17 protein-coding genes are annotated in these 19476 nt (G+C 68.9%); 14 read left to right on the forward strand and 3 right to left on the reverse strand.

The features are described from left to right. The first annotated feature begins 62 nt into the window (after positions 1–62). The 7 genes from ACE2AC_RS09525 to ACE2AC_RS09555 all read left to right on the forward strand — a co-directional run bounded on the left by ACE2AC_RS09525 (position 63) and on the right by ACE2AC_RS09555 (position 10419). Positions 63–2549, forward strand: coding sequence for a heavy metal translocating P-type ATPase (locus ACE2AC_RS09525; protein ID WP_375691856.1), 2487 nt, complete (start codon positions 63–65; stop codon positions 2547–2549). 7 nt (positions 2550–2556) lie between these two features. Next, positions 2557–2949: a Cu(I)-responsive transcriptional regulator gene (cueR, locus tag ACE2AC_RS09530; protein ID WP_375691857.1), complete on the forward strand. Its 393-nt coding sequence runs from the start codon at positions 2557–2559 to the stop codon at positions 2947–2949. Positions 2950–3013: 64 nt separating this feature from the next. After that, on the forward strand, positions 3014–3889 hold the full coding sequence (locus tag ACE2AC_RS09535) for an NAD(P)-dependent oxidoreductase (RefSeq protein ID WP_375691858.1): 876 nt from the start codon (positions 3014–3016) through the stop codon (positions 3887–3889). Between the two features lie 172 nt (positions 3890–4061). Next, positions 4062–6332, forward strand: coding sequence for an Orn/Lys/Arg decarboxylase N-terminal domain-containing protein (locus ACE2AC_RS09540; RefSeq protein ID WP_375691859.1), 2271 nt, complete (start codon positions 4062–4064; stop codon positions 6330–6332). A 15-nt stretch (positions 6333–6347) separates the two neighbouring features. Then, positions 6348–7676 carry an arginine/agmatine antiporter gene (gene adiC, locus ACE2AC_RS09545; RefSeq protein ID WP_375691860.1) on the forward strand — a complete coding sequence of 443 codons (1329 nt, stop codon included), beginning with the start codon at positions 6348–6350 and terminating at the stop codon, positions 7674–7676. Between the two features lies 1 nt (position 7677). After that, positions 7678–8031, forward strand: a complete 354-nt coding sequence (locus ACE2AC_RS09550; protein WP_375691861.1) for a hypothetical protein — start codon at positions 7678–7680, stop codon at positions 8029–8031. Between the two features lie 84 nt (positions 8032–8115). Then, on the forward strand, positions 8116–10419 hold the full coding sequence (locus ACE2AC_RS09555; protein ID WP_375691862.1) for an Orn/Lys/Arg decarboxylase N-terminal domain-containing protein: 2304 nt from the start codon (positions 8116–8118) through the stop codon (positions 10417–10419). Positions 10420–10491: 72 nt separating this feature from the next. Here the strand turns inward: ACE2AC_RS09555 and ACE2AC_RS09560 are convergent, their stop codons facing one another. Then, complete coding sequence (locus ACE2AC_RS09560) at positions 10492–11331, reverse strand: DUF1932 domain-containing protein (RefSeq protein ID WP_375691863.1); 840 nt, start codon at positions 11329–11331, stop codon at positions 10492–10494. Between the two features lie 83 nt (positions 11332–11414). After that, positions 11415–13250 carry an ABC transporter ATP-binding protein gene (locus ACE2AC_RS09565; RefSeq protein WP_375691864.1) on the reverse strand — a complete coding sequence of 612 codons (1836 nt, stop codon included), beginning with the start codon at positions 13248–13250 and terminating at the stop codon, positions 11415–11417. A gap of 289 nt (positions 13251–13539) precedes the next feature. Here ACE2AC_RS09565 and nthA point away from each other — a divergent pair, with 289 nt between their 5' ends. The 6 genes from nthA (at position 13540) to ACE2AC_RS09595 (ending at position 17812) form a co-directional block, all read left to right on the forward strand. Beyond that, the gene (nthA, locus tag ACE2AC_RS09570; RefSeq protein WP_375691865.1) at positions 13540–14160 is read left to right on the forward strand and encodes a nitrile hydratase subunit alpha; all 621 of its coding nucleotides are present in this window, start codon (positions 13540–13542) and stop codon (positions 14158–14160) included. Further along, entirely contained in the window at positions 14157–14828 is a 672-nt protein-coding gene (gene nthB / locus ACE2AC_RS09575) for a nitrile hydratase subunit beta (protein ID WP_375691866.1), read from the forward strand. The genes nthA and nthB overlap by 4 nt, the downstream gene beginning before the upstream one ends. Beyond that, complete coding sequence (locus tag ACE2AC_RS09580) at positions 14815–15195, forward strand: nitrile hydratase accessory protein (protein ID WP_375691867.1); 381 nt, start codon at positions 14815–14817, stop codon at positions 15193–15195. The genes nthB and ACE2AC_RS09580 overlap by 14 nt, the downstream gene beginning before the upstream one ends. Before the next feature lie 96 nt (positions 15196–15291). Then, entirely contained in the window at positions 15292–16086 is a 795-nt protein-coding gene (locus ACE2AC_RS09585; RefSeq protein WP_375691868.1) for an SDR family oxidoreductase, read from the forward strand. 212 nt (positions 16087–16298) lie between these two features. Further along, a complete protein-coding gene (locus ACE2AC_RS09590; protein ID WP_375691869.1) occupies positions 16299–17102 on the forward strand; it encodes an IclR family transcriptional regulator in 804 nt (267 codons plus the stop codon). A 68-nt stretch (positions 17103–17170) separates the two neighbouring features. Then, entirely contained in the window at positions 17171–17812 is a 642-nt protein-coding gene (locus ACE2AC_RS09595) for a TetR/AcrR family transcriptional regulator (RefSeq protein ID WP_375691870.1), read from the forward strand. A gap of 3 nt (positions 17813–17815) precedes the next feature. On the opposite strand, the gene ACE2AC_RS09600 is transcribed toward ACE2AC_RS09595, so the two are convergent. Then, on the reverse strand, positions 17816–18604 hold the full coding sequence (locus ACE2AC_RS09600) for a 3-keto-5-aminohexanoate cleavage protein (RefSeq protein WP_375691871.1): 789 nt from the start codon (positions 18602–18604) through the stop codon (positions 17816–17818). 184 nt (positions 18605–18788) lie between these two features. On the opposite strand from ACE2AC_RS09600, the gene ACE2AC_RS09605 reads away from it, so the two are divergent. Beyond that, the gene (locus ACE2AC_RS09605) at positions 18789–19454 is read left to right on the forward strand and encodes a DUF1236 domain-containing protein (protein ID WP_375691872.1); all 666 of its coding nucleotides are present in this window, start codon (positions 18789–18791) and stop codon (positions 19452–19454) included. Positions 19455–19476: the final 22 nt, after the last annotated feature.

Genomic DNA, 19476 nt, shown 5'->3' on the forward strand with positions numbered 1-19476 from the left:
TGGAACCCTTATGTGATGTGTCGCAGGGCCGACTCCCGCCCTGTGACGGAAGGACAAGACCCATGACAGACCTCAGCTTCGGCATCGACAACATGAGCTGCGCAGGATGCGCCGGCCGCGCGCTGAAGGCGCTGGCGGGCGTCGACGGCGTCTCCGAGGCCGTGGTGAACCTGGCCGCGGAAACCGCGCGGGTGCGCTTCGACGCCCCCGCCTCCCCCGCCGCGCTCAGCGCCGCCCTGGCCACCGCGGGCTATCCGGCCCGGCAGGCCGAGACGCGGCTGATCGTCGATGGGATGACCTGCGCCAGCTGCGCCGGTCGCGTCACCCGCGCGCTCGAGGCGGTGCCCGGCGTCCTTTCGGCCGAGGTCAACCTGGCCACCGACAGCGCCAGCGTGCGCTACCTCGACGGCGCGGTGCAGCCAGTGGACATCGCCGCCGCCAGCACCGCCGCCGGATACGCCGCCCGGCCGCAGGGCGACACGCCACCCGCCGCCGACCGCAAGGCGGCCGAGGCCGAGACCCTGAAACAGGCCACCCTTCTTGCCGCTTTGCTGGCGCTGCCGGTGTTCCTGGGCGAGATGGGCGGCCACCTCTTTCCCGCGCTGCACCACTGGATCGCCGGCACCATCGGGATGCAGGCGTGGCGGGTCATCCAGTTCGTCCTGACCACCGCGATCCTCGTCGGCCCCGGCCGCCGCTTCTACACCCTCGGCCTGCCTGCCCTCTTCCGCGGCGCGCCCGAGATGAATTCGCTCGTCGCCCTCGGCACCCTCGCCGCCTGGGGCTATTCGACGGTGGTCACCTTTGCCCCCGGGCTGCTGCCGGACAGCGCGCAGGCGGTCTACTTCGAATCCGCGGCGGTGATCGTGGTCCTGATCCTGCTGGGCCGTTGGCTGGAAGCGCGGGCCAAGGGCCGCGCGGGCGAGGCGATCCGCAAGCTGATCGGCCTGCGCCCGCAGGTCGCCCGCGTCGAACGCGACGGCCAGCCGCTTGAGATCGCCATCGATGCCGTGGCGGTCGGCGATGTCGTCCTGCTGCGTCCGGGCGAAACTGTCCCCGTTGACGGCACCGTTCTGTCGGGCAGCAGCCACGTGGACGAAAGCATGCTGACCGGTGAGCCGATCCCCGCCGCCAAGGCCGAGGGTGACAGCGTCACGGGCGGCACCGTCAACCGCAACGGCGCCCTTCGCCTCAGGGCCGACCGGGTGGGCCGCGACACCGCGCTGGCCCGGATCGTCGCGATGGTCGAGGACGCGCAGGCCACACGCCTGCCGATCCAGTCGCTGGTCGACCGGATCACCCTGTGGTTCGTGCCCGTAGTGCTGGGTCTGGCCGCGTTGACCTTCCTCGCCTGGCTGGTGTTCGGCCCCTCCCTGCCCTTCGCCGTCACCGCCGCCGTGTCGGTCCTCATCATCGCCTGCCCCTGCGCCATGGGGCTCGCGACGCCGACCTCGATCGTGGTGGGCACCGGCCGGGCCGCCGCGCTTGGCGTGCTCTTCCGCCGGGGCGACGCGCTGCAATCGCTGCAGGGCGTCCGGGCCGTGGCCTTCGACAAGACCGGCACCCTGACCGAGGGGCGCCCGGCGCTGACCGATCTCGACGTCCTCGCGGGGTTCGACGCGGCCGAGGTGCTACGCCTCGCCGCCGCCGCCGAGGCCGGATCGGAACACCCCCTCGCCCGCGCCGTGGTCGAGGCTGCCGCCGCCCGCGACGCGAGCCCCCTGCCGCAGGCGCACGACATGCAGGCCGATCCGGGCTTCGGCCTGTCCGCCACCGTCGAGGGCCGGGCGATCCTGATCGGCGCCGCGCGGCTGATGGCGCGCGAGGGGATCGACCACGACGCGCTGACCCCGGCGGCCGATGCGCTGGCCGCGCGGGGACGCACCCCGCTCTACGTCGCAATCGACGGCCGCGCCGCGGCGCTGATCGGCGTTGCGGACCCGGTGAAACCGACGGCCCGCGCTGCCATCTCTGCGCTCAGGGCACGCGGCATCCGCACCGTCATGCTGACCGGCGACACCGCCGCCACCGCCCGCGCCGTGGCGCGGGAGCTTGGGCTGGACGAGGCGCGGGCCGAGCTGCTGCCCGTCGACAAGCCCGAGGCCATTGCCGCACTGCAGGCGGACCTCGGCCCCGCGGCCTTTGTCGGCGACGGGATCAACGACGCCCCGGCGCTGGCCCGCGCCGACGTCGGCATCGCCATGGGCACCGGCACCGACATCGCCATCGAAAGCGCCGACGTCGTGCTGATGTCGGGAGATCCCGAGGCGGTGGTCACCGCGCTCGCGGTGTCGGCCCGCGTGATGGCGAACATCCGGCAGAACCTGTTCTGGGCGTTCGGCTACAACACCCTTTTGATCCCGGTCGCCGCCGGGGTGCTCGATCCCGCGACCGGCCTGCTGCTGTCGCCGATGCTGGCGGCGGGGGCGATGGCGCTGTCGTCGCTCTTCGTGCTCGGCAACGCGCTCCGGCTCAGGGCCATGCGCCCGGCCGCAGCCGCGCATCCAACACCTGCCATGGCCGCGCCCGCCGCGGCCCCAGCCGAATGAGGCCCCGATGAACATCAAGGACGCCGCCACCCGCACCGGCCTGCCGGCCAAGACGATCCGATACTACGAAGAGATCGGTCTGATCGCGCCGGACCGGAAGGACAACGGCTACCGCGACTATGCCGACAGCGAGGTCCATACCCTGGCCTTCCTCGGCCGCGCCCGGTCGCTGGGGTTCTCGATCGACGAATGCCGTGCGCTGCTGGCGCTTTACGACGACAAGGCCCGCACCAGCGCCGAGGTGCGCGAGATCGCGATGACGCACCTCGACCAGATCGAAGCCAAGATCGCCGAACTGCAGTCGATGCGCGACACCCTGCGCGGGCTTGTGCATGCCTGCCACGGCGACACCCGGCCGGACTGCCCGATCCTCGCCGACCTCGCATCTGAAAAGGCCTGAAACCCCGTTGCCTTGGCCCGCGCCCTCTGCCTAGCTGCCGCTGAAACGGACGGAGGAGCGGACCATGGACAGCATCGGATTTGCCGGACTCGGCGTGATGGGCGAACCCATCTGCCGCAACATGATCCTGAAATCGGGCGCCAAGGCGCAGGTCTTCGACCTTTCGCCAGAACCGATGGAGCGGCTCAAGGCCTTTGGCGCGCGCCCTGCCGCGTCGGTCGGGGCGATGGCGGCCGAGGTCGACATCCTTTTCCTGTCGCTCCCCGGCGGGCCCGAGCTCGACCGCGTCGCCCGCGGCCCCGGCGGCATCATCGAGACCGGGCGCGCCGGGCTGATGGTGGTCGACATGACCACGGCCCCCGTCGGCCTGACGCGCGAGATTGCGGCGGCGATGGCGGCGAAGGGCATCGAATGGGTCGACGCACCGGTCGCCCGCACCCGCGCCGCGGCCGAGGCGGGCACGCTGTCGATCATGGTGGGCGGCACGGCCGAGCAGTACCGCCGCGCGCTGCATTGGCTGAACCTGGCCGCCAGCGATGTGACCCACTGCGGGCCGGTCGGCTGCGGGCAGGTCGCCAAGATCCTCAACAACATGGTGCTCTTCGAAACCGTCGTCGCCCTGTCCGAGGCGCTGGCACTTGGCAAGGCGGCCGGGATGGACGGCAAGCTGCTGTTCGACGTGCTGTCCAAGGGATCGGCCGACAGCTTTGCCCTGCGCAACCATGGGATGAAGGCGATGCTGCCCGGCGATTTCCCCGAAGGCGCCTTTCCCACCGACTACGCGCTCAAGGACGTGAGCTATGCGCTCGACCTCGCGCGCGAGGCGGGGATCGCGGCGCCGGGGGCAGAGCTGGCGGAACGCCGACTGCAGGTCGCCCGCGCCGCGGGGTTCGGGGCGGAATACTTCCCCGCACTGGCCAAGGTCACGGGGCAGGACTAGGCCCGGCCAGCCGCGCAAAAGCGAAAAATTGGCTATGCAAACAAAAAGCTAGACCCGGCAAAAACACCGGGCTACCTATACTTAACGTTTGGTTAACCCGGGCATTGGGCCCGGGGTATTTCTTGATTTGAACCTGTTTGTTCGAGGGCCCGACTCCGCGCAGGAGGATCAGGTGAAGATACCGTTCCACGTTCTGGCCGCGCTTCCGGCCACGATGTCCCCGGCCGCTGGGGGGCGGATGGACGAAATCCTCGGCAACCTCGACGGATACGAGATTTCCCGCGTGACGCGAGCCGCCGGTTTCAGCGACGCCGCGGAACAGGTCGCGCTCGACTTCTCGATCCAGGTGATCTGCGTGGCCATCGACCAGGCCACCGACATCGAGGACCTGCGCAGCTTCCTCACCAGCGTGCGGCACCTGAACGCGGATGTCCCGATCTTCTTGGCTGCGACCGACCTGCGGGCCGAGGACCTGGATGCCGACATCCTGACCAAGGGCGACGACTTCATCTACCTCTTCGAGGACACGGCCGAATTCATGGCGGGCCGGATCATCGCCGCCGCCGAACGCTACCGCGAAAAGGTGCTGCCGCCGATGTTCGGCGCCATGGTCGCCTTCAACCGGCAGCACGAATACAGCTGGCACACCCCCGGCCACACCGGCGGCACCGGCTTCCTCAAATCCCCTGCCGGGCGCGCGTTCTTCGAGTTCTTCGGCGAGAACCTGCTGCGCAACGACCTGTCGATCTCGGTCGGGGCGCTTGGCTCGCTGCTCGATCACAGCGGCCCCATCGGGGCGGGCGAAGCTTATGCCGCCACGGTCTTCGGATCGGACCGGACCTATTACGTGACCAACGGCTCCTCGACCTCGAACCGGGTCATCCTGATGTCGAGCGTGACGCGCGGCCAGATCGCGCTTTGCGACCGCAACTGCCACAAGTCGGTCGAACACGCGATGACCATGTCGGGGGCCTCGCCGGTCTACATGGTGCCGTCTCGGAACGGCATGGGCATCATCGGCCCGATCCCGCCGTCGCGCCTGACGCCGGAGTACATCCGCAAGAGCATCGCGGCCAACGCGATGCTGACCGACGAGGTCGAGCGCGACCCGGTGCACGCGATCATCACCAATTCGACCTATGACGGGCTCTGCTACAACGTCGCCCGGGTCGAGGAGATCCTGGGCGCCCATGTCGACCGCCTGCATTTCGACGAGGCGTGGTACGGCTATGCCCGGTTCAATCCGTTCTACGCCGGCCGCTTCGCCATGCACGGCGCGGCGGCCGAACATGACGACTCCGGCCCGACCGTCTTTGCCACCCAGTCGACGCACAAGCTGCTGGCGGCGCTCAGCCAGGCCTCGATGATCCACATCCGCGACGGGCGGAACAGCATCGACCATGACCGCTTCAACGAAAGCTTCATGATGCATGCCTCGACCTCGCCGCTCTATCCGGTGATCGCCTCGTGCGACGTGTCGGCGGCGATGATGGACCGCGATGGCGAACGGCTGACCCGCGACAGCATCCTCGAGGCGATCCATTTCCGCCAGCGCGTGGCCCGGCTGCATGACGATTTCGCCGCCAAGGGCAGCTGGTTCTTCACCTGCTGGCAGCCCATCGAGGTCTCCACCCCGGACGGCGGCCGGCAGAAGTTCCACGAGGCCGCGCCCGACTACCTCGCCGACCATCCCGAGGTCTGGCACCTGAACCCCGGCGACGACTGGCACGGGTTCGAGGGGCTGGACGACGGCTGGTGCCTGCTCGACCCGATCAAGGTCTCGGTCTACACGCCCGGCATCTCGCCCTCGGGCGTGCTGGCCGACAGCGGCATCCCGGCCGCGATTCTGACCGCCTACCTCGGCGAGCGCGGCACGGTGAACGAGAAGACCACTGATTTCACGGTGCTCTTCCTCTTCTCCATCGGGATCACCAAGGGCAAGTGGAGCACGCTCCTGAACGGCATGCTCGACTTCAAGGCCGATTACGACCGCAACGCGCCGCTGGCCAAGTGCCTGCCGAGCCTCGTCCTGTCGCACCCCAACCGCTACGCCGCCATGGGCCTGCGCGATCTCTGCGACGAGATGTTCGCGGCCATGACAGAACTGCAGACCACCCGTTTCATGTCCGAGGCCTTTGCCACCCTGCCGGAACCCGAGTTCCCGCCGGTCGAGGCCTACGAACGGCTGGTGCGGAACGAGGTCGAATACGTCGATCTCGACGGTCTTGCCGGGCGCACCGTCGCCACCGGCGTCGTGCCCTATCCGCCGGGCATCCCGCTGCTGATGCCGGGCGAGCGCGCGGGGGACAGCGACGGCGCGGTGATCGGTTACCTGCGGTCGCTGCAGGAGTTCGACAAGGCCTTCCCCGGCTTTGAACACGACACCCACGGCGTCGAGGCGCACGCGGGGCAATACAGACTTCTGGTTCTCAAATCCGGCTAGAGAGAGAGGGACAAGATGGCAGAAGATGGAAGAACGGTTGGTGTCGTCGCCGCCACGCTGATGGTCTGCGGCAACATCATGGGGTCGGGGGTCTTCCTCCTTCCCTCAAGCCTGGCGGCGGTCGGCGGGGTCGCGATCTACGGCTGGGTGGTGACGATCATCGGCGCCATGTCGCTGGCCATCGTCTATGCCAAGTTCGCCTCGTTCGACGACAGCGCGGGCGGCTCCTATGCCTACGTCAAGAAGGGCCTGGGCAACTACATGGGCTACCAGACCAACCTGGTCTACTGGCTGGCGGGCTGGACCGGCAACATCGCCATGGCGATCATCGGGGTCGGCTACCTCGCCTACTTCCTGCCGTTCATCAACACGCCCTTCCTGTCGGCCGTCGCGGCCATCGGGGTGATCTGGCTCTTCACCTTCATCAACATCCTCGGGCCGAAGCTGGTGACGACGGTGCAGAGCTACACCACCTCGCTCGTCTTCCTGCCGATCTTCGGCACCGCGATCTTCGGCTGGTTCTGGTTCAGCGGCGACACCTACATGTCGGCCTGGAACGTGTCGGGCGGCTCTACCGTCTCGGCCATCCAGTCGATCCTGAACGTGACGCTCTGGGCCTTCCTCGGGGTCGAGACCGCGGCCGTGGTCGCGGGGACGGTGAAGAACCCCAAGAAGAACGTGCCGATCGCCACCCTGGGCGGCGTCGGCATCGCGGCAGTGGCCTACATCCTGTCCTCGACCGCGATCATGGGGATCATCCCGAACGCGGAACTGGTGGCCTCGGCCGCGCCCTTCTCGGACGCGTGGGAGATCATGCTGGGCCCCTGGGCGGGCTACCTCGTGGCGATCTGCGCCGCGGCGGGCTGCCTCGGCTCGCTCGGCGGCTGGACGCTGGTGGTCGGACAGACCGCCAAGGCGGCGGCGGATGACGGGCTGTTTCCGAAGTTCTTCGCCAAGACCAACGCCATCGGCGTGCCCGCACCGGGCCTGATCGCCATCGCCGTCGCGATGACCGTGATCTGCCTGCTGACGATCTCTCCGACCGCGGCGGACCAGTTCGCGGCGATCTCGTCAATCGCGGTCATCATGACGCTGCTGCCCTACATCTACACCGCCTCCTCGCTGAAGATCCTCGGCGAGAAGGAGTTCGGCGCAAGCCGCTGGTTCTGGAACGCGGTGATCGTGATCGCCGTGGTCTATTCGTCCTGGGCGATCGTCGGATCGGACAGCAGCCAGGTGGTCTGGTCCTTCGTCTTCGTGACAATCATCACGCTGATGTTCGCCTTCAACCAGTCCGGCAAGTCCAAGCTTGTGCCGCAGAAACCTGTCGCGAAGGAGATGTGACATGGAACCGGAATACTCCAAGGACGAGTGGCAGGAGCACCTCTGGGAAAGCTGGATCATCGTGGCGATCGTCGCGCTGATCGTCCTGCTGGTGGTCTGGCAGCCGTTCCACCACGAACCCTCGATCGAGGATTACCCGGAACTGCAGGGCGCCTACCGCAACCTGCAGATCCAGGAGATCCTCGAACGTCGGCAGCAGGAGGGCGCCGGCCGGCTGTTCCCGCCACGCGGCTTCGGCGGGCTGAGCCCGCATCAGGTGACCGGGACCGGTGCCGACACATCGAGCGGCACCATCACCACCGCCCCCGCCGAGGGCGGCGAGACTGGCGAGACCGCACCGGCCGCCACCGAGTGATCATGGGCGCCCTCCCCCGACGGGGAGGGCGCGCCACGCCGAGCCGGCCCGTGCGGCCGGCCCTGACACGTGAAGGAACACCCCATGTTCAATTCCATCCGCCAGTTCGTCACCTCCAAGATCCTCTACCTCGACCCGTTCGACCCGACCGAAAGCTACTCGGCCGGCCGGATGGAAGAGGTCCTGGACACGCTCGAGGAACACGAGCTCGAAACCCTGGTCGTCGACAGCATCGAGGCCGCCCGGTCTGTCGTCTTCTCGGAACCCGCCGTGCACCTGGTGATGATCGACTGGACCGATGCCGCCGTGGACGAGGCGTCATCGGACGAGGTGCTGTCGCTCATGCGCGAGATCAAGCGCCGCGATCCGCGTTTGCCGATCGTGCTGCTGGCCGACCGGCCGATCCCGCCCGAGCACGTCGTGGACCTGGCCCAGTGCGCCGATGAATACGTCTGGACGCTCGAGGACTATCCCCCCTTCATCGCCCAGCGGATCATGCTGGCGCTCGAGCATTACCTCGACAACTTCCTGCCGCCGCTGACCCGCACGCTGATGGAATACCGGCTGGACGCCGAGTACCCTTGGGCCGCGCCCGGCCACCAGGGCGGCGTCGCCTACAGCCGGTCGCGCGTCGGGCACGTCTTCAAGGAGACCTACGGCGAAGAGGTGTTCCGCAACGACATGGGCATCGAGCGCGCCGCCATCGGCTCGCTTCTTGAACACACCGGGCCGATCGGCGAAAGCGAACGCTACGCCGCCCGCGTCTTCGGTGCCGAGCAGAGCTACTGCATGCTGAACGGCACCTCCGGCTCCAACCGCACGATCTTTACCGCCGCGGTCGGCGAGGGGCAGATCGCGATCTGCGACCGGAACTGCCACAAGTCCATCGAACAGGGGCTGATCGCGTCCGGCGGGGTGCCGGTGTTCCTTCAGGCCAAGCGCAACCGCTACGGCGTGATCGGCCCGATCCATCCCGACGACATGACCGCCAAGTCGATCAAGGCCCGGATCAAGGCGAACCCCTTCGCCGCCAAGGCCGAGGACCAGACCCCCGCCTACGCGGTCGTCACCAACTGCACCTACGACGGCATGTGCTACAACTCCGTCGGCGTCGAGGACCGGCTGAAGGACAGCGCCGACCGCATCCACCTGGACGAGGCATGGTATGCCTATGCCCGGTTCCACCCGGTCTATGCCGACCACTATGGGCTGCGCGGCGACCCGGCCGACCACCCCGAGGACGCGCCGACGATCTTCGTCACGCACTCGACCCACAAGATGCTGGCGGCAATGTCGCAGTCGTCCTTCATCCACGTCCGCAACGGCAAGGGCGCGATCTCGGAGCACGCCTTCAACGAGGCCTACTGCGCTCAAAGCTCGACCTCCCCGTTCTACCCGATGATCGCCTCGAACGAGATCTCGGCGGCGATGATGGATCACGGCGCGGGCGAAACGCTGCTGGAGGATACGATCTCGGAAGCCGTGCGCTGCCGGCAGACCGTGATGCGGGTCAGGCGGCAGTATGCCGAGCAGGACGAATGGTTCTTCGACAGCTGGAACGCGCCCAGCGTCACCGACAGCGTCTCGGGCGAGACCTACGATTTCGCCGATGCCCCGGTCGAGCTGCTGGTGCGCGAACAATCGGCCTGGACGCTCAAGGCGGGCGAGGCCTGGCACGGCTTCGACCACCTGCCCGACGACTGGTGCATGCTCGATCCGCTGAAATACGGCGTGCTCTGCCCCGGCATGGCGCCGGACGGATCGCTCGAGGACTGGGGCATTCCCGGCGACGTGGTGACGGCCTACATCTCGAAACGCGGGATCGTGCCGTCGCGGACGACACCGCACATGGTGCTGTTCCTGTTCTCGATGGGCGTGACCAAGGGCAAGTGGGGCACGCTGGTCAACGCGCTGATCGACTTCAAGCGCGATTACGACGCCAATGCCCCGATAGAAGAGACCCTGCCCGGCATCGTCGCGATGGATCCGGACCGCTACGGCGGCAAGGGCCTGCGTGATTTCGCGAATGAGATGTGGGCCGACATGCGCGAGCACAACATCTCGGCCGCGGAAAGCCTGGCCTACGAGGAACTGCCCGAACCCGCCCTGCTGCCCCGCGCCGCCAACCAGCGGTTCATCAAGGGACAGAGCGAACTGGTGCTGGTCGACGACCTCGCCGGCCGGATCTCGGCCGTCGGGGTGATCCCCTACCCGCCGGGCATTCCCATCGTCATGCCGGGCGAACGCTTCGGCACCGATGATGGCGCGACACTCGCCTACATCCGGGCGCTCGAGGCGTGGTGGAGGCTCTATCCCGGGTTCGAGAAGGTGATCGAGGGCGCGATCATGGAAAACGGGCGGTACTACTTCAACTGCCTGACGGAGTGAGGCGTCGCGGGGCCGGACTGTGTTGTGGGGCGGGGTTCCACCCCACCCGCACCCGCCAAGACCAAAGCCCCCTCACCGTCCCCCGGTCAGCTCGCGCAGCACCTCGGCCTCTTCGCCGTCGCAGCCATGCGCGTCCCAGAGCCGTTCGTAGAGCTGTGCCACCGCGCGGTAGATGCCGTGCTCGGGCTGGCCCTCGCCGATGAAGGCGGCGATCTCGTGCATCTCGCTGACCCAGCGGCCCGACTTGGGCAGCATGCCCGGGATCGACCGGGCAAAGCCCTGCGACAGGCCCGGCTGGCTCTCGGCCAGTTCGGCCATCAACTGTTCCTCGACACCGGCCCGCGCGGCGGCGAGCATCATCGTGGCGCCAAGCGCCGCCAGTCCCTTGGTGATCCCGGCATAGGAAAGCTTCAGCGCCGAGGCCTCACCGACCGGACCGTGCAGCACCTCGGTCCGCAGGCCATAGGCCCGGAGCCCGCCGGCATCTGCCGCCGCGGCGCCGGACAGGTAGACCACCGGATCGACCCCGTTGCCCGGCGGCGGGCCGATGATGCCGCCGTCGGCAAACCGCATCCCCGCGCCTTCGACGATGGTCTGGATGCGCCGCGCCCGGTCCGGCGTGATGGCGTTCAGATCGGCGAAGAGCGCCCTGGAGCCCGGGTTGTTGACTGCGATCAGTTCGGCCGTCGCCTCCGCGTGTTCGGGCGAGACGACCGACAGGATCATGTCGGCCTGCCCCAGTTCTTCCCACGGCGCGTGCTGCATCCCGGCGCGCTTGGCACGGTCGCGGCTGGCCTGTGAGCGGTCTTCGAGCGGAACGATGACCCGGCAGCCATGCTGCGCGAGGCGGGCGCCGATGCCGGCACCCATCATGCCGGGCGCGGTCAGGGCGATGGTCAGGGGATTGGGCATGGGGTGGTCCTCCTGCCGCCATCGGGCGCCGCGCGGGGGCAGGAGTCAAGGGCGGCAGGCCATCGCCCGCCGCCCCCGCTGTCTCAGGCGACCTCGGTCCCGAGGAACCCGCCCGACTGCCGCGCCCAGAGCTCGGCATAGATGCCGCCGGTTTTCAGCAGCGTGGCGTGCGGCCCGTCCTCGACGATCCGGCCCCGGTCGAGCACCACGATCCGGTCCATCTGCGCGATGGTCGACAGCCGGTGCGCGATGGCGATCACCGTCTTGCCCTGCATCACGCCGTAGAGCGAGTCCTGGATCGCCGCCTCGACCTCGCTGTCGAGCGCCGAGGTCGCCTCGTCCAGGATCAGGATCGGCGCGTCCTTCAGGATGACCCGCGCCAGCGCGATCCGCTGCCGCTGCCCGCCCGATAGCTTCACGCCCCGTTCGCCGACCTGCGCATCGAAGCCCTGCCGCCCACGGGAATCCCTGAGGTCCCCGATGAACCGGTCCGCCGCCGCACGCTCCGCCGCGCGCACCATCTCGGCCTCGGACGCGTCGGGGCGACCGTAGAGGATGTTCGCCCGGACCGAGCGGTGCAGGAGCGAGCTGTCCTGGCTCACCATGCCGATCTGCCGGCGCAGCGATTCCTGGCTGACGCCACTCACATCCTGGCCGTCGATCAGGATGCGCCCCTCCTCGACGTCGCGGAACCGAAGGAGCAGGTTCACAAGGCTCGACTTGCCGGCGCCGGACCGGCCGACAAGGCCCACCTTCTGGCCCGCCGGGATGGTCAGGCTGACATGATCCAGCCCGCCACGCCCGCGGCCGTAGTGGTGGCTGACGCCCTCATAGCGGATCTCACCCCTGGTCAGCGCCAGCCGAGGTGCCTGCGGCACGTCGCGCACGCCCTGTTCGACTGCGATCGAACGGAGCCCCTCGCGGATCACGCCGGCATGTTCGAAGAGACGGATGGCGACCCACATGATCCAGCCGGACATGCCGTTCAGCCGAATCGTCAGCGCCACCGCCGCCGCGACCTGCCCGACCGTGGCCGCGTCATGCGCCCAGAGCCAGACCGCCGGGCCGACGACGCCCACGATCAGGAAGCCGTTCAGCACGTTCAGACCGAAGGTCATCACCGTCATCAGCCGCAGAAACCGCTGGAACCTGAGCCGCACACGCTTCATGGCCGAAAGGGCATAGGCCTCTTCGTCGGCACCGTGCGCAAAGAGCTTGACCGTCTCGATGTTCGAATAGGCATCGACCACCCGGCCCGTCGCCAGCGACCGCGCGTCGGAATGGCGTTCCGAGGCGCTGGCCGTGCGGATCGCGATCCAGTGGGTGTAGATCAGGTAGAGCACCAGCCATGCGACGAGCGGCACGATCAGGATCGGGTGCACGTCACCCAGGATCAGCGCCGCACCCAGCATGTAGGACGCGGCGAACCAGATCGCCTCGAACCCCATGTAGATCGAATCCTCGACCGCCGGGCCCATCTGCATGACCCGGTTCGACAGCCGCCCGGCAAAGTCGTTCTGGAAGAACGACACCGACTGGCCCAGCATGTGCTTGTGCGCGCGCCAGCGGGCCTGCTCGCTCAGGTTCGACGACAGCGTCTGGCTGAGCAGCAAGGAGTTTAACCCGATCGCGGCGGGACGCAGGAACAGGATGCCCAGCACCACCAGCGTGACCTCGAGCGCATTGTCGCTCCAGAAGGCGGCGGGGCCCGAGGCGTTCATCATGTCGACCAGCCGGCCGCCGTAGAAGATCAACCCGCCCTCGATCAGCGCGACGGCAAGGCCCGACAGCGCGATCCAGACGACGAGATGTCGGAACGGTGCAATCTGCGTGCGCAGGTAGGCCCACAGATCGGCAGGCGGCGTGCCCTCGGGCACCTTGGCAAAGGGATCGACGAGGTTTTCAAAGAAGCGATACATGCGGCCCTCCTGAAGGGCGAAAGTCGGGGAAATGCAAACGGGGCTGGGCTCGGGGCCAGCCACACCAAGGGACCGGCCTCACTCAGGCGCGATAAAACATCCTTGGCGTATCCATTCGCATGCCTCCTGCATGTAGTGCCCGGTTCGAATAGCCCGGCGGCTGCCCCTTGGGAACCCGCAAAATCGCCGATTGCCGCAGGTCCGCGATTGCGTTCTGTGCATGGCTCCACAGGCCATGGACCGCGCCCGCGCGGGGATCTAGGCTCTCTCCAAACCCGGAGGGCCGCACATGCCGCACGATCATCACGACCACGACCACAGCGAGCTGGACGACATGACCGCCCGCGTCATGGCGCTGGAAACCCTGCTGGCACAAAAGGGACTCGTCGATCCCGCCGCGCTCGACGCGGTGATCGAGACTTATGAAACCAAGGTCGGCCCGCGCAACGGCGCGCAGGTCGTGGCCCGCGCGTGGACAAACCCCGAATTCCGCGACTGGCTGGAACGCGACGCCACCGCCGCCATCGGCTCGATGGGGTTCACCGGGCGCCAGGGCGAACACCTCCAGGCCGTGTTCAACACGCCCGACCTGCATCACATGGTCGTCTGCACCCTCTGTTCCTGCTACCCGTGGTCAGTCCTCGGCCTCCCGCCGGTCTGGTACAAGTCCGCCCCCTACCGGGCCCGCGCCGTGCGCGAACCGCGCGCCGTGCTGGCCGAGTTCGGCGTGACCCTGCCCGAGGGCACCAAGGTCCGCGTCTGGGATTCCACCGCCGAGATGCGCTACATCGTGATCCCGATGCGCCCCGCGGGCACCGAGGGGCTGGATCCGGAGGCGCTGGCCGACCTCGTCACCCGCGACAGCATGATCGGCACCGGCCTCGCGCTGACGCCCGAGGTGGCGGCATGAACGGCCCGCACGACATCGGCGGCCACCACGGGTTCGGCCCGGTCGACCCGGCCGCGAACGACGCGCCCTACCACCCCGGGGCCGAGGACTGGGAAGAACGCGCCATGGCGCTCACCGTCGCCTCGGGCTTCGGCGGCCACTGGACCATCGACGAAAGTCGCTTTGCCCGCGAGGACCGGCATCCGCTCGACTACCATTCGCTGGGCTATTTCGGCATCTGGCTGGCCGGGCTGAAACGCCTTTTGGTGGAACGCAACCTCGTCACCGAGGACGAGCTTGCGGGCGGACCGCTGCGCAACGACACCGCCGCGCCCAACCCGCCGCTGCCGGCTGCCAAGGTGCCCGCCGCGCTGGCCAGGGGCGGCCCGGTCGATCGCGATCCCGGCCCGATCAAGCCGATCTTTTCGCCGGGAGACCGCGTCCGCACGCGCAACATCCAGCCACGCGGCCACACCCGCCTGCCGGCCTATGCCCGCGACAAGGTCGGCCGGATCGAGACCGTGCAGGGCTATCACGCCTATGCCGACGACAGCGCCAGGGGCGACCGCGCGGCGGCGCACTGGCTCTACACCGTTGTCTTCGACGCGACCGTCCTCTTCGGCGATGCCGCGGCCACCGGCGACACCGTCACCATCGACGCATGGGAGCCCTACCTTGAGCGCCTGTGACCCCCTGCCCCGCATTCCCGGCGTGGCCGAGCCCGAGGACCAGCCGCGCTTCGACGCACCCTGGCAGGCAAAGGCCTTTGCCCTGACCCTGTCGCTGCACGCCGCCGGGGTGTTCACCTGGTCCGACTGGGCCGAGGCGCTTGGCGCGCGGCTGGCGGGCGACACGCGGCTGCCCGACGGCGCCGCGTCGGCGCGCCACACCGAGGCCTACTTCACCGCCTGGCTCGCCGCGCTCGAGGACCTGCTGGGCCGCACCGGCCTGGCCGACGCCGCCCAGATCGACGCCGCCACCGCGACATGGCAGCGCGCGGCCCTGGCCACCCCGCACGGCACGCCGATCCTCTACGAACGCGGGCTCAACGGCTGAGCGGCGCGGCACGACCGTGATGTTTCGCATGCCGTCGGTGACAGGCGCCTGACCGGTGCGTCAGGCTGATCCGGTCGCAGCCACCGGATCACCGCCATGACCCAGCCCTCCTCAGACGCCCCGCAGCCCGAAGGCGCCGGTCGCGTCGCCGTCGTCACCGGCGCCTGCCGGGGCATGGGCCTCGCCATCTCTGAACGCCTGGCAGGGATGGGCTACCGCGTCGCGATGACCGACGTGCTGGGCGACGAGGTCGCCGCGGCCAGCGCCACGCTCAACGCCCGGGGCCACGACACCACCGCGCTGACGCTCGACGTGGGCCGCGAAGAGGACCGCGCCGCCTTTCGCCAGACGCTGGGCAGGGAGGATTTCGACCGGATTGCCGTGCTGGTGAACAACGCCGGCATCTCGCCCAAGCACGACGGCCGCGCCCTGCCGCCCTCGGCGATCCCGCTCGACGAATGGGAGCAGGTGATGGCCGTCAACATCACCGGCCCCTTCCGGCTCTCGCAGGTCTGCCTGCCGCCGATGCGCCGCGCGGGCTGGGGCCGGATCATCAACATCTCGTCCCGCGGCGGACGCTCTCCGGCCAATGTCGCGGGCGTGCATTACGTCGTCACCAAGACCGGGATGCTGGGCCTGACCCGCAGCTTCGCAAGGGAAGTCGCCGCCGAAGGGATCACCGTCAACACCATCTGCCCCGGCCGCATCACCGGCGCGATGAGCGACGGGTCACCGCGCGAGGTGATCGACAGGGTGCTCGACACCATTCCCGTCCGTCGCTTCGGCATGCCGGACGACATCGCCGCCCTCGTCGGGTTCCTCGCCAGCCGCGAAGCCGGGTTCATCACCGGCGCGGTGCACGACATCAACGGCGGCGCGTTGATGATCTGACCCCCGATGACGCCGGGGATTTCCTTTGTGAACGGGACCTTGCCGATGCTGCGGAGCGGCGTGTCCGGCCACTTGACGTTGCGCAAGATTCTAACTTAACTACCGGTAAGTCAATTCAGCGACTCGTGGGCAAGGCGCCGACCCGTGCGGAGGGATCGCACGGGACCGGAGGGGATCTGCGCCCGCCCCGCCGCGGTCTCAGGGAGGAGAAGATGACTTACGCAGAGATTCAGCCGATCACCGATGCCGTCGCGGTGCAGCCGCCCCGGTTCAACAGCGAACTGCCCGCCGAGGTGGTGAAATCCGCCGCCCGCACGATCCAGATCCTCGAATACTTCGACCATGTCCGGCGCGAGGTCAGCATTTCCGAGATCGCCCATGCCCTGCACTACCCGCAGTCCAGCACCTCGGCCCTGCTGCGCTCGATGGTGGCCATGGGGTACCTCCAGCACAACCGCCACGACCGCACCTATCGCCTGACCCGCCGGACCGGTCTTCTGGGGGCTTGGGTCGACCCGTCGCTGGTGCGGCAGGGCTCGATCGTGAACCTCGCCCACGGGCTGGCGCGGCACACGCAGGAAACCGTCCTTCTGGCACGCATGAACGAGATGAAGGTCCAGGTGATCTACGTCGCCGACCCGGACGTGCCCGGCCAGGTCTCGGTCGGGTGCCAGCACGACCTGGCGCGGACGGCCGCCGGCGCGGCGCTTCTGTCGATGCTCGAGGATCAGCAGGTCCGCCGCATCCTGACCCGCCTGAATGCCGAACGCGGCCCCGACCGTGCCCCGGTCGACATCGCCGCCAAGCTGGCCGAGATCGGACAGGGCCGCCGCAGCGGCGGCTTCGTCGGCGGCGGCTCCTCGGACGGGCTTCTGGCGGTCGCCAGCCAGATCCGGCACGGCGCGGCAGGCGACATGCTGGTGCTGGCCATCGAAGGCCCCGAGGCGCGGATGGAAGGGCGGACCACGGCGATGACCGGTCTGATCCGCGCAGGGCTCGCCAACCTCGCCGGCTAGGCGGGGCTTGACCTGCACCGCGGCTTGGCTAAGACCGCCCGAACCGCCGCCGACAGGGGACCGGAGCGATGAAGGACGACATCACCGAAACCGTCCCGGCCACCACGCGCCGGGGCCGGAAACCGGCCCGCGTGTCGCGCCGCGACGACATCGCGCGGATCGCCATGGGCCTGTTTGCCCGCAACGGGTTCGACGGCACCTCGATCCGCGACATCGCCGAGGCCGCGGGCCTGACCAAGCCCGCGCTCTACTACCACTTCCAGGACAAAGAAGCGCTCTACGAATACGTGCTGGTGGAACGGATGACCCGGCTGAACGCGGCGGTGAAGGCGGCGGTCGAGACCTCCGACGACCCGCTCGCGCAGATCGGCCTCTTCCTTGAAACCCACGCCCGGCGGATGGACGAGGACCGCACCGGTTGGGTCACCTCGCGGCAGAGCTTCACCTCGATCACCGATCCTGAGAGGCGGGCGCGCGTCACCCGGTTGCGCGACGAGTTCGAGCACCTGCTGCGCGACCGGATCGAAACCGCGATGCAGCGCGGCCTGCTCGACCGCAGCGCCAGCGCCTCGACCGTGGCGCGAATGCTGCTGTCGGCGGTGAACGACCTCGCCCGCTGGATGAAGCCGGGCGGCGACCTCACCGCGCAGGAAGTCGCCCGCAGCTATGTCGAGATCACGCTGCGGGGGCTCGGCGCCGCCCGCGCCTGAGCCTCAGCGCCCGCCAAGCGCCAGCGCTGTGTCACCGGGCGCCAGCCCCAGCGACGCCCGGATCGCCGCCACTTCGGCCACCCGTGCGGCATTGTCCGGGGCGACCGCGCCGTCGGCCATGTGCAGCGAGTTCTCGAACCCGACCCGTGCATGCCCGCCAAGCGCCATCGCCGCCGCCAGCACCCGGCTTTCATCGGGGCCGAAGGCGCAGCACATCCACTGGCATGACAGCCCCTCCATCGCCGCCAGGAACCCGGCCAGCCGGCGCGGCGGAATGCCCGCTCCGTCGGGGTAGCCACCGACGACGAAGATCACCGAAAGCGCCGCGCCCGGGATCTGCCCGCCCTCGACCAACCCGCGCAGGCGCCGCGCCTCCTCGGGGGTGTAGACGATGTGCTGGATGCCGCAGTCGGCCTCGGCCATCTCGCGGTAGAAGGCGAAGGCGGCGGCGTCCTCTCCCAGCTCCCGCAGCGCGCAGGAGGCAAAGGCAGGCCGCGCCTCCCGCACCACCGTCATCTGATCTGACGCGCCGTACCGTCCGACCGCCTCGGTGGTGATCTGAACCGCCAGCCCAGGCGCGGCCCGGGTGATCTCTGCGGTCAGCTCGCGGTAGGCCCCGGCGTCCAGCAGGTGCCCGCCCTCGGCATCGCGCAGGTGGACGTGGATCGCGTCCGCGCCCGCCGCCTGCCCGGCCACCGCGCAGGCCACCGTCTCGGCGATCCGCACCGGGATCGCGGGGTGATCCGCCTGGCTCCGACGCCCCCCGTTCGGGGCCAGCATGATCGTCGTCATCGTCCTCTCCACCTCTCTGCCACCGCTCACGCGCGGTGTCGCAAAATGTCGACCCGTGAGGTTCCTTGGCGATTTCCCGCCAAATTTCAGATTGTTGCCGGAACCGAATGCATACGGCTGCGGTTGGTGGCCCATCTCAAGGCGGCCAAGACCACGCCGCCCCTAGTAAGGAAAGGACATCCCTATGTTCAAGCATATTGCCATTGCCTCCACCCTCGGCGCCCTCACCGCCACCTCTGCGCTGGCCGCCACCAACGCCACCGCCATGACCGACCTGAACCTGCGCACCGCCCCCGGCCCGCAGGCCCAGATCATCGACGTGATCCCCGGCGAAGCCATGGTCTCCGTCGAGCAATGCGCCGACATCAGCCAGTGGTGCAAGGTCACCTATGACGGCCAGGAAGGCTGGGCCTACGGCGCCTATCTGAACGCTCCGATGGAAGGCACCGCCGAGCCGGTCGTCGTCTATGACAACCGCGACCAGCTGCAGATCGAGACCGTGAAGGTCACCGACGAAGAGAACAAGCTGGGCGGCGCGCTTGCCGGCGGCACGGCCGGTGCCATCGCGGCCCTCGCCGCGGCGGGCGGGCCCGCTACCATCGCCGGTGCCGTCGCGGCCGGCATGTTCACCGGCGGCGCGCTGACGCCGTCCGAAGAGAAGGTCGTGACCTACGTCCGCCAGAACCCGGCCGAGCCGGTCTATGTCCAGGGCGAGGTCGTGCGCGGCGTGGCGATCCCCGAAGAGGTCGAGCTGCGGGCGATCCCGGACAGCGACTATCGCTATGTCTACCTGAACGGCGTGCCCGCCGTGGTGGACGGAAACCGCACCGTGGTGACGGTCGTCCGGTAACCAGGCATCGAGTGCCCGCGGC

Origin of the sequence: Pseudooceanicola sp. LIPI14-2-Ac024 (assembly GCF_042188925.1) — a bacterium.
Taxonomy (GTDB): domain Bacteria; phylum Pseudomonadota; class Alphaproteobacteria; order Rhodobacterales; family Rhodobacteraceae; genus Pseudooceanicola.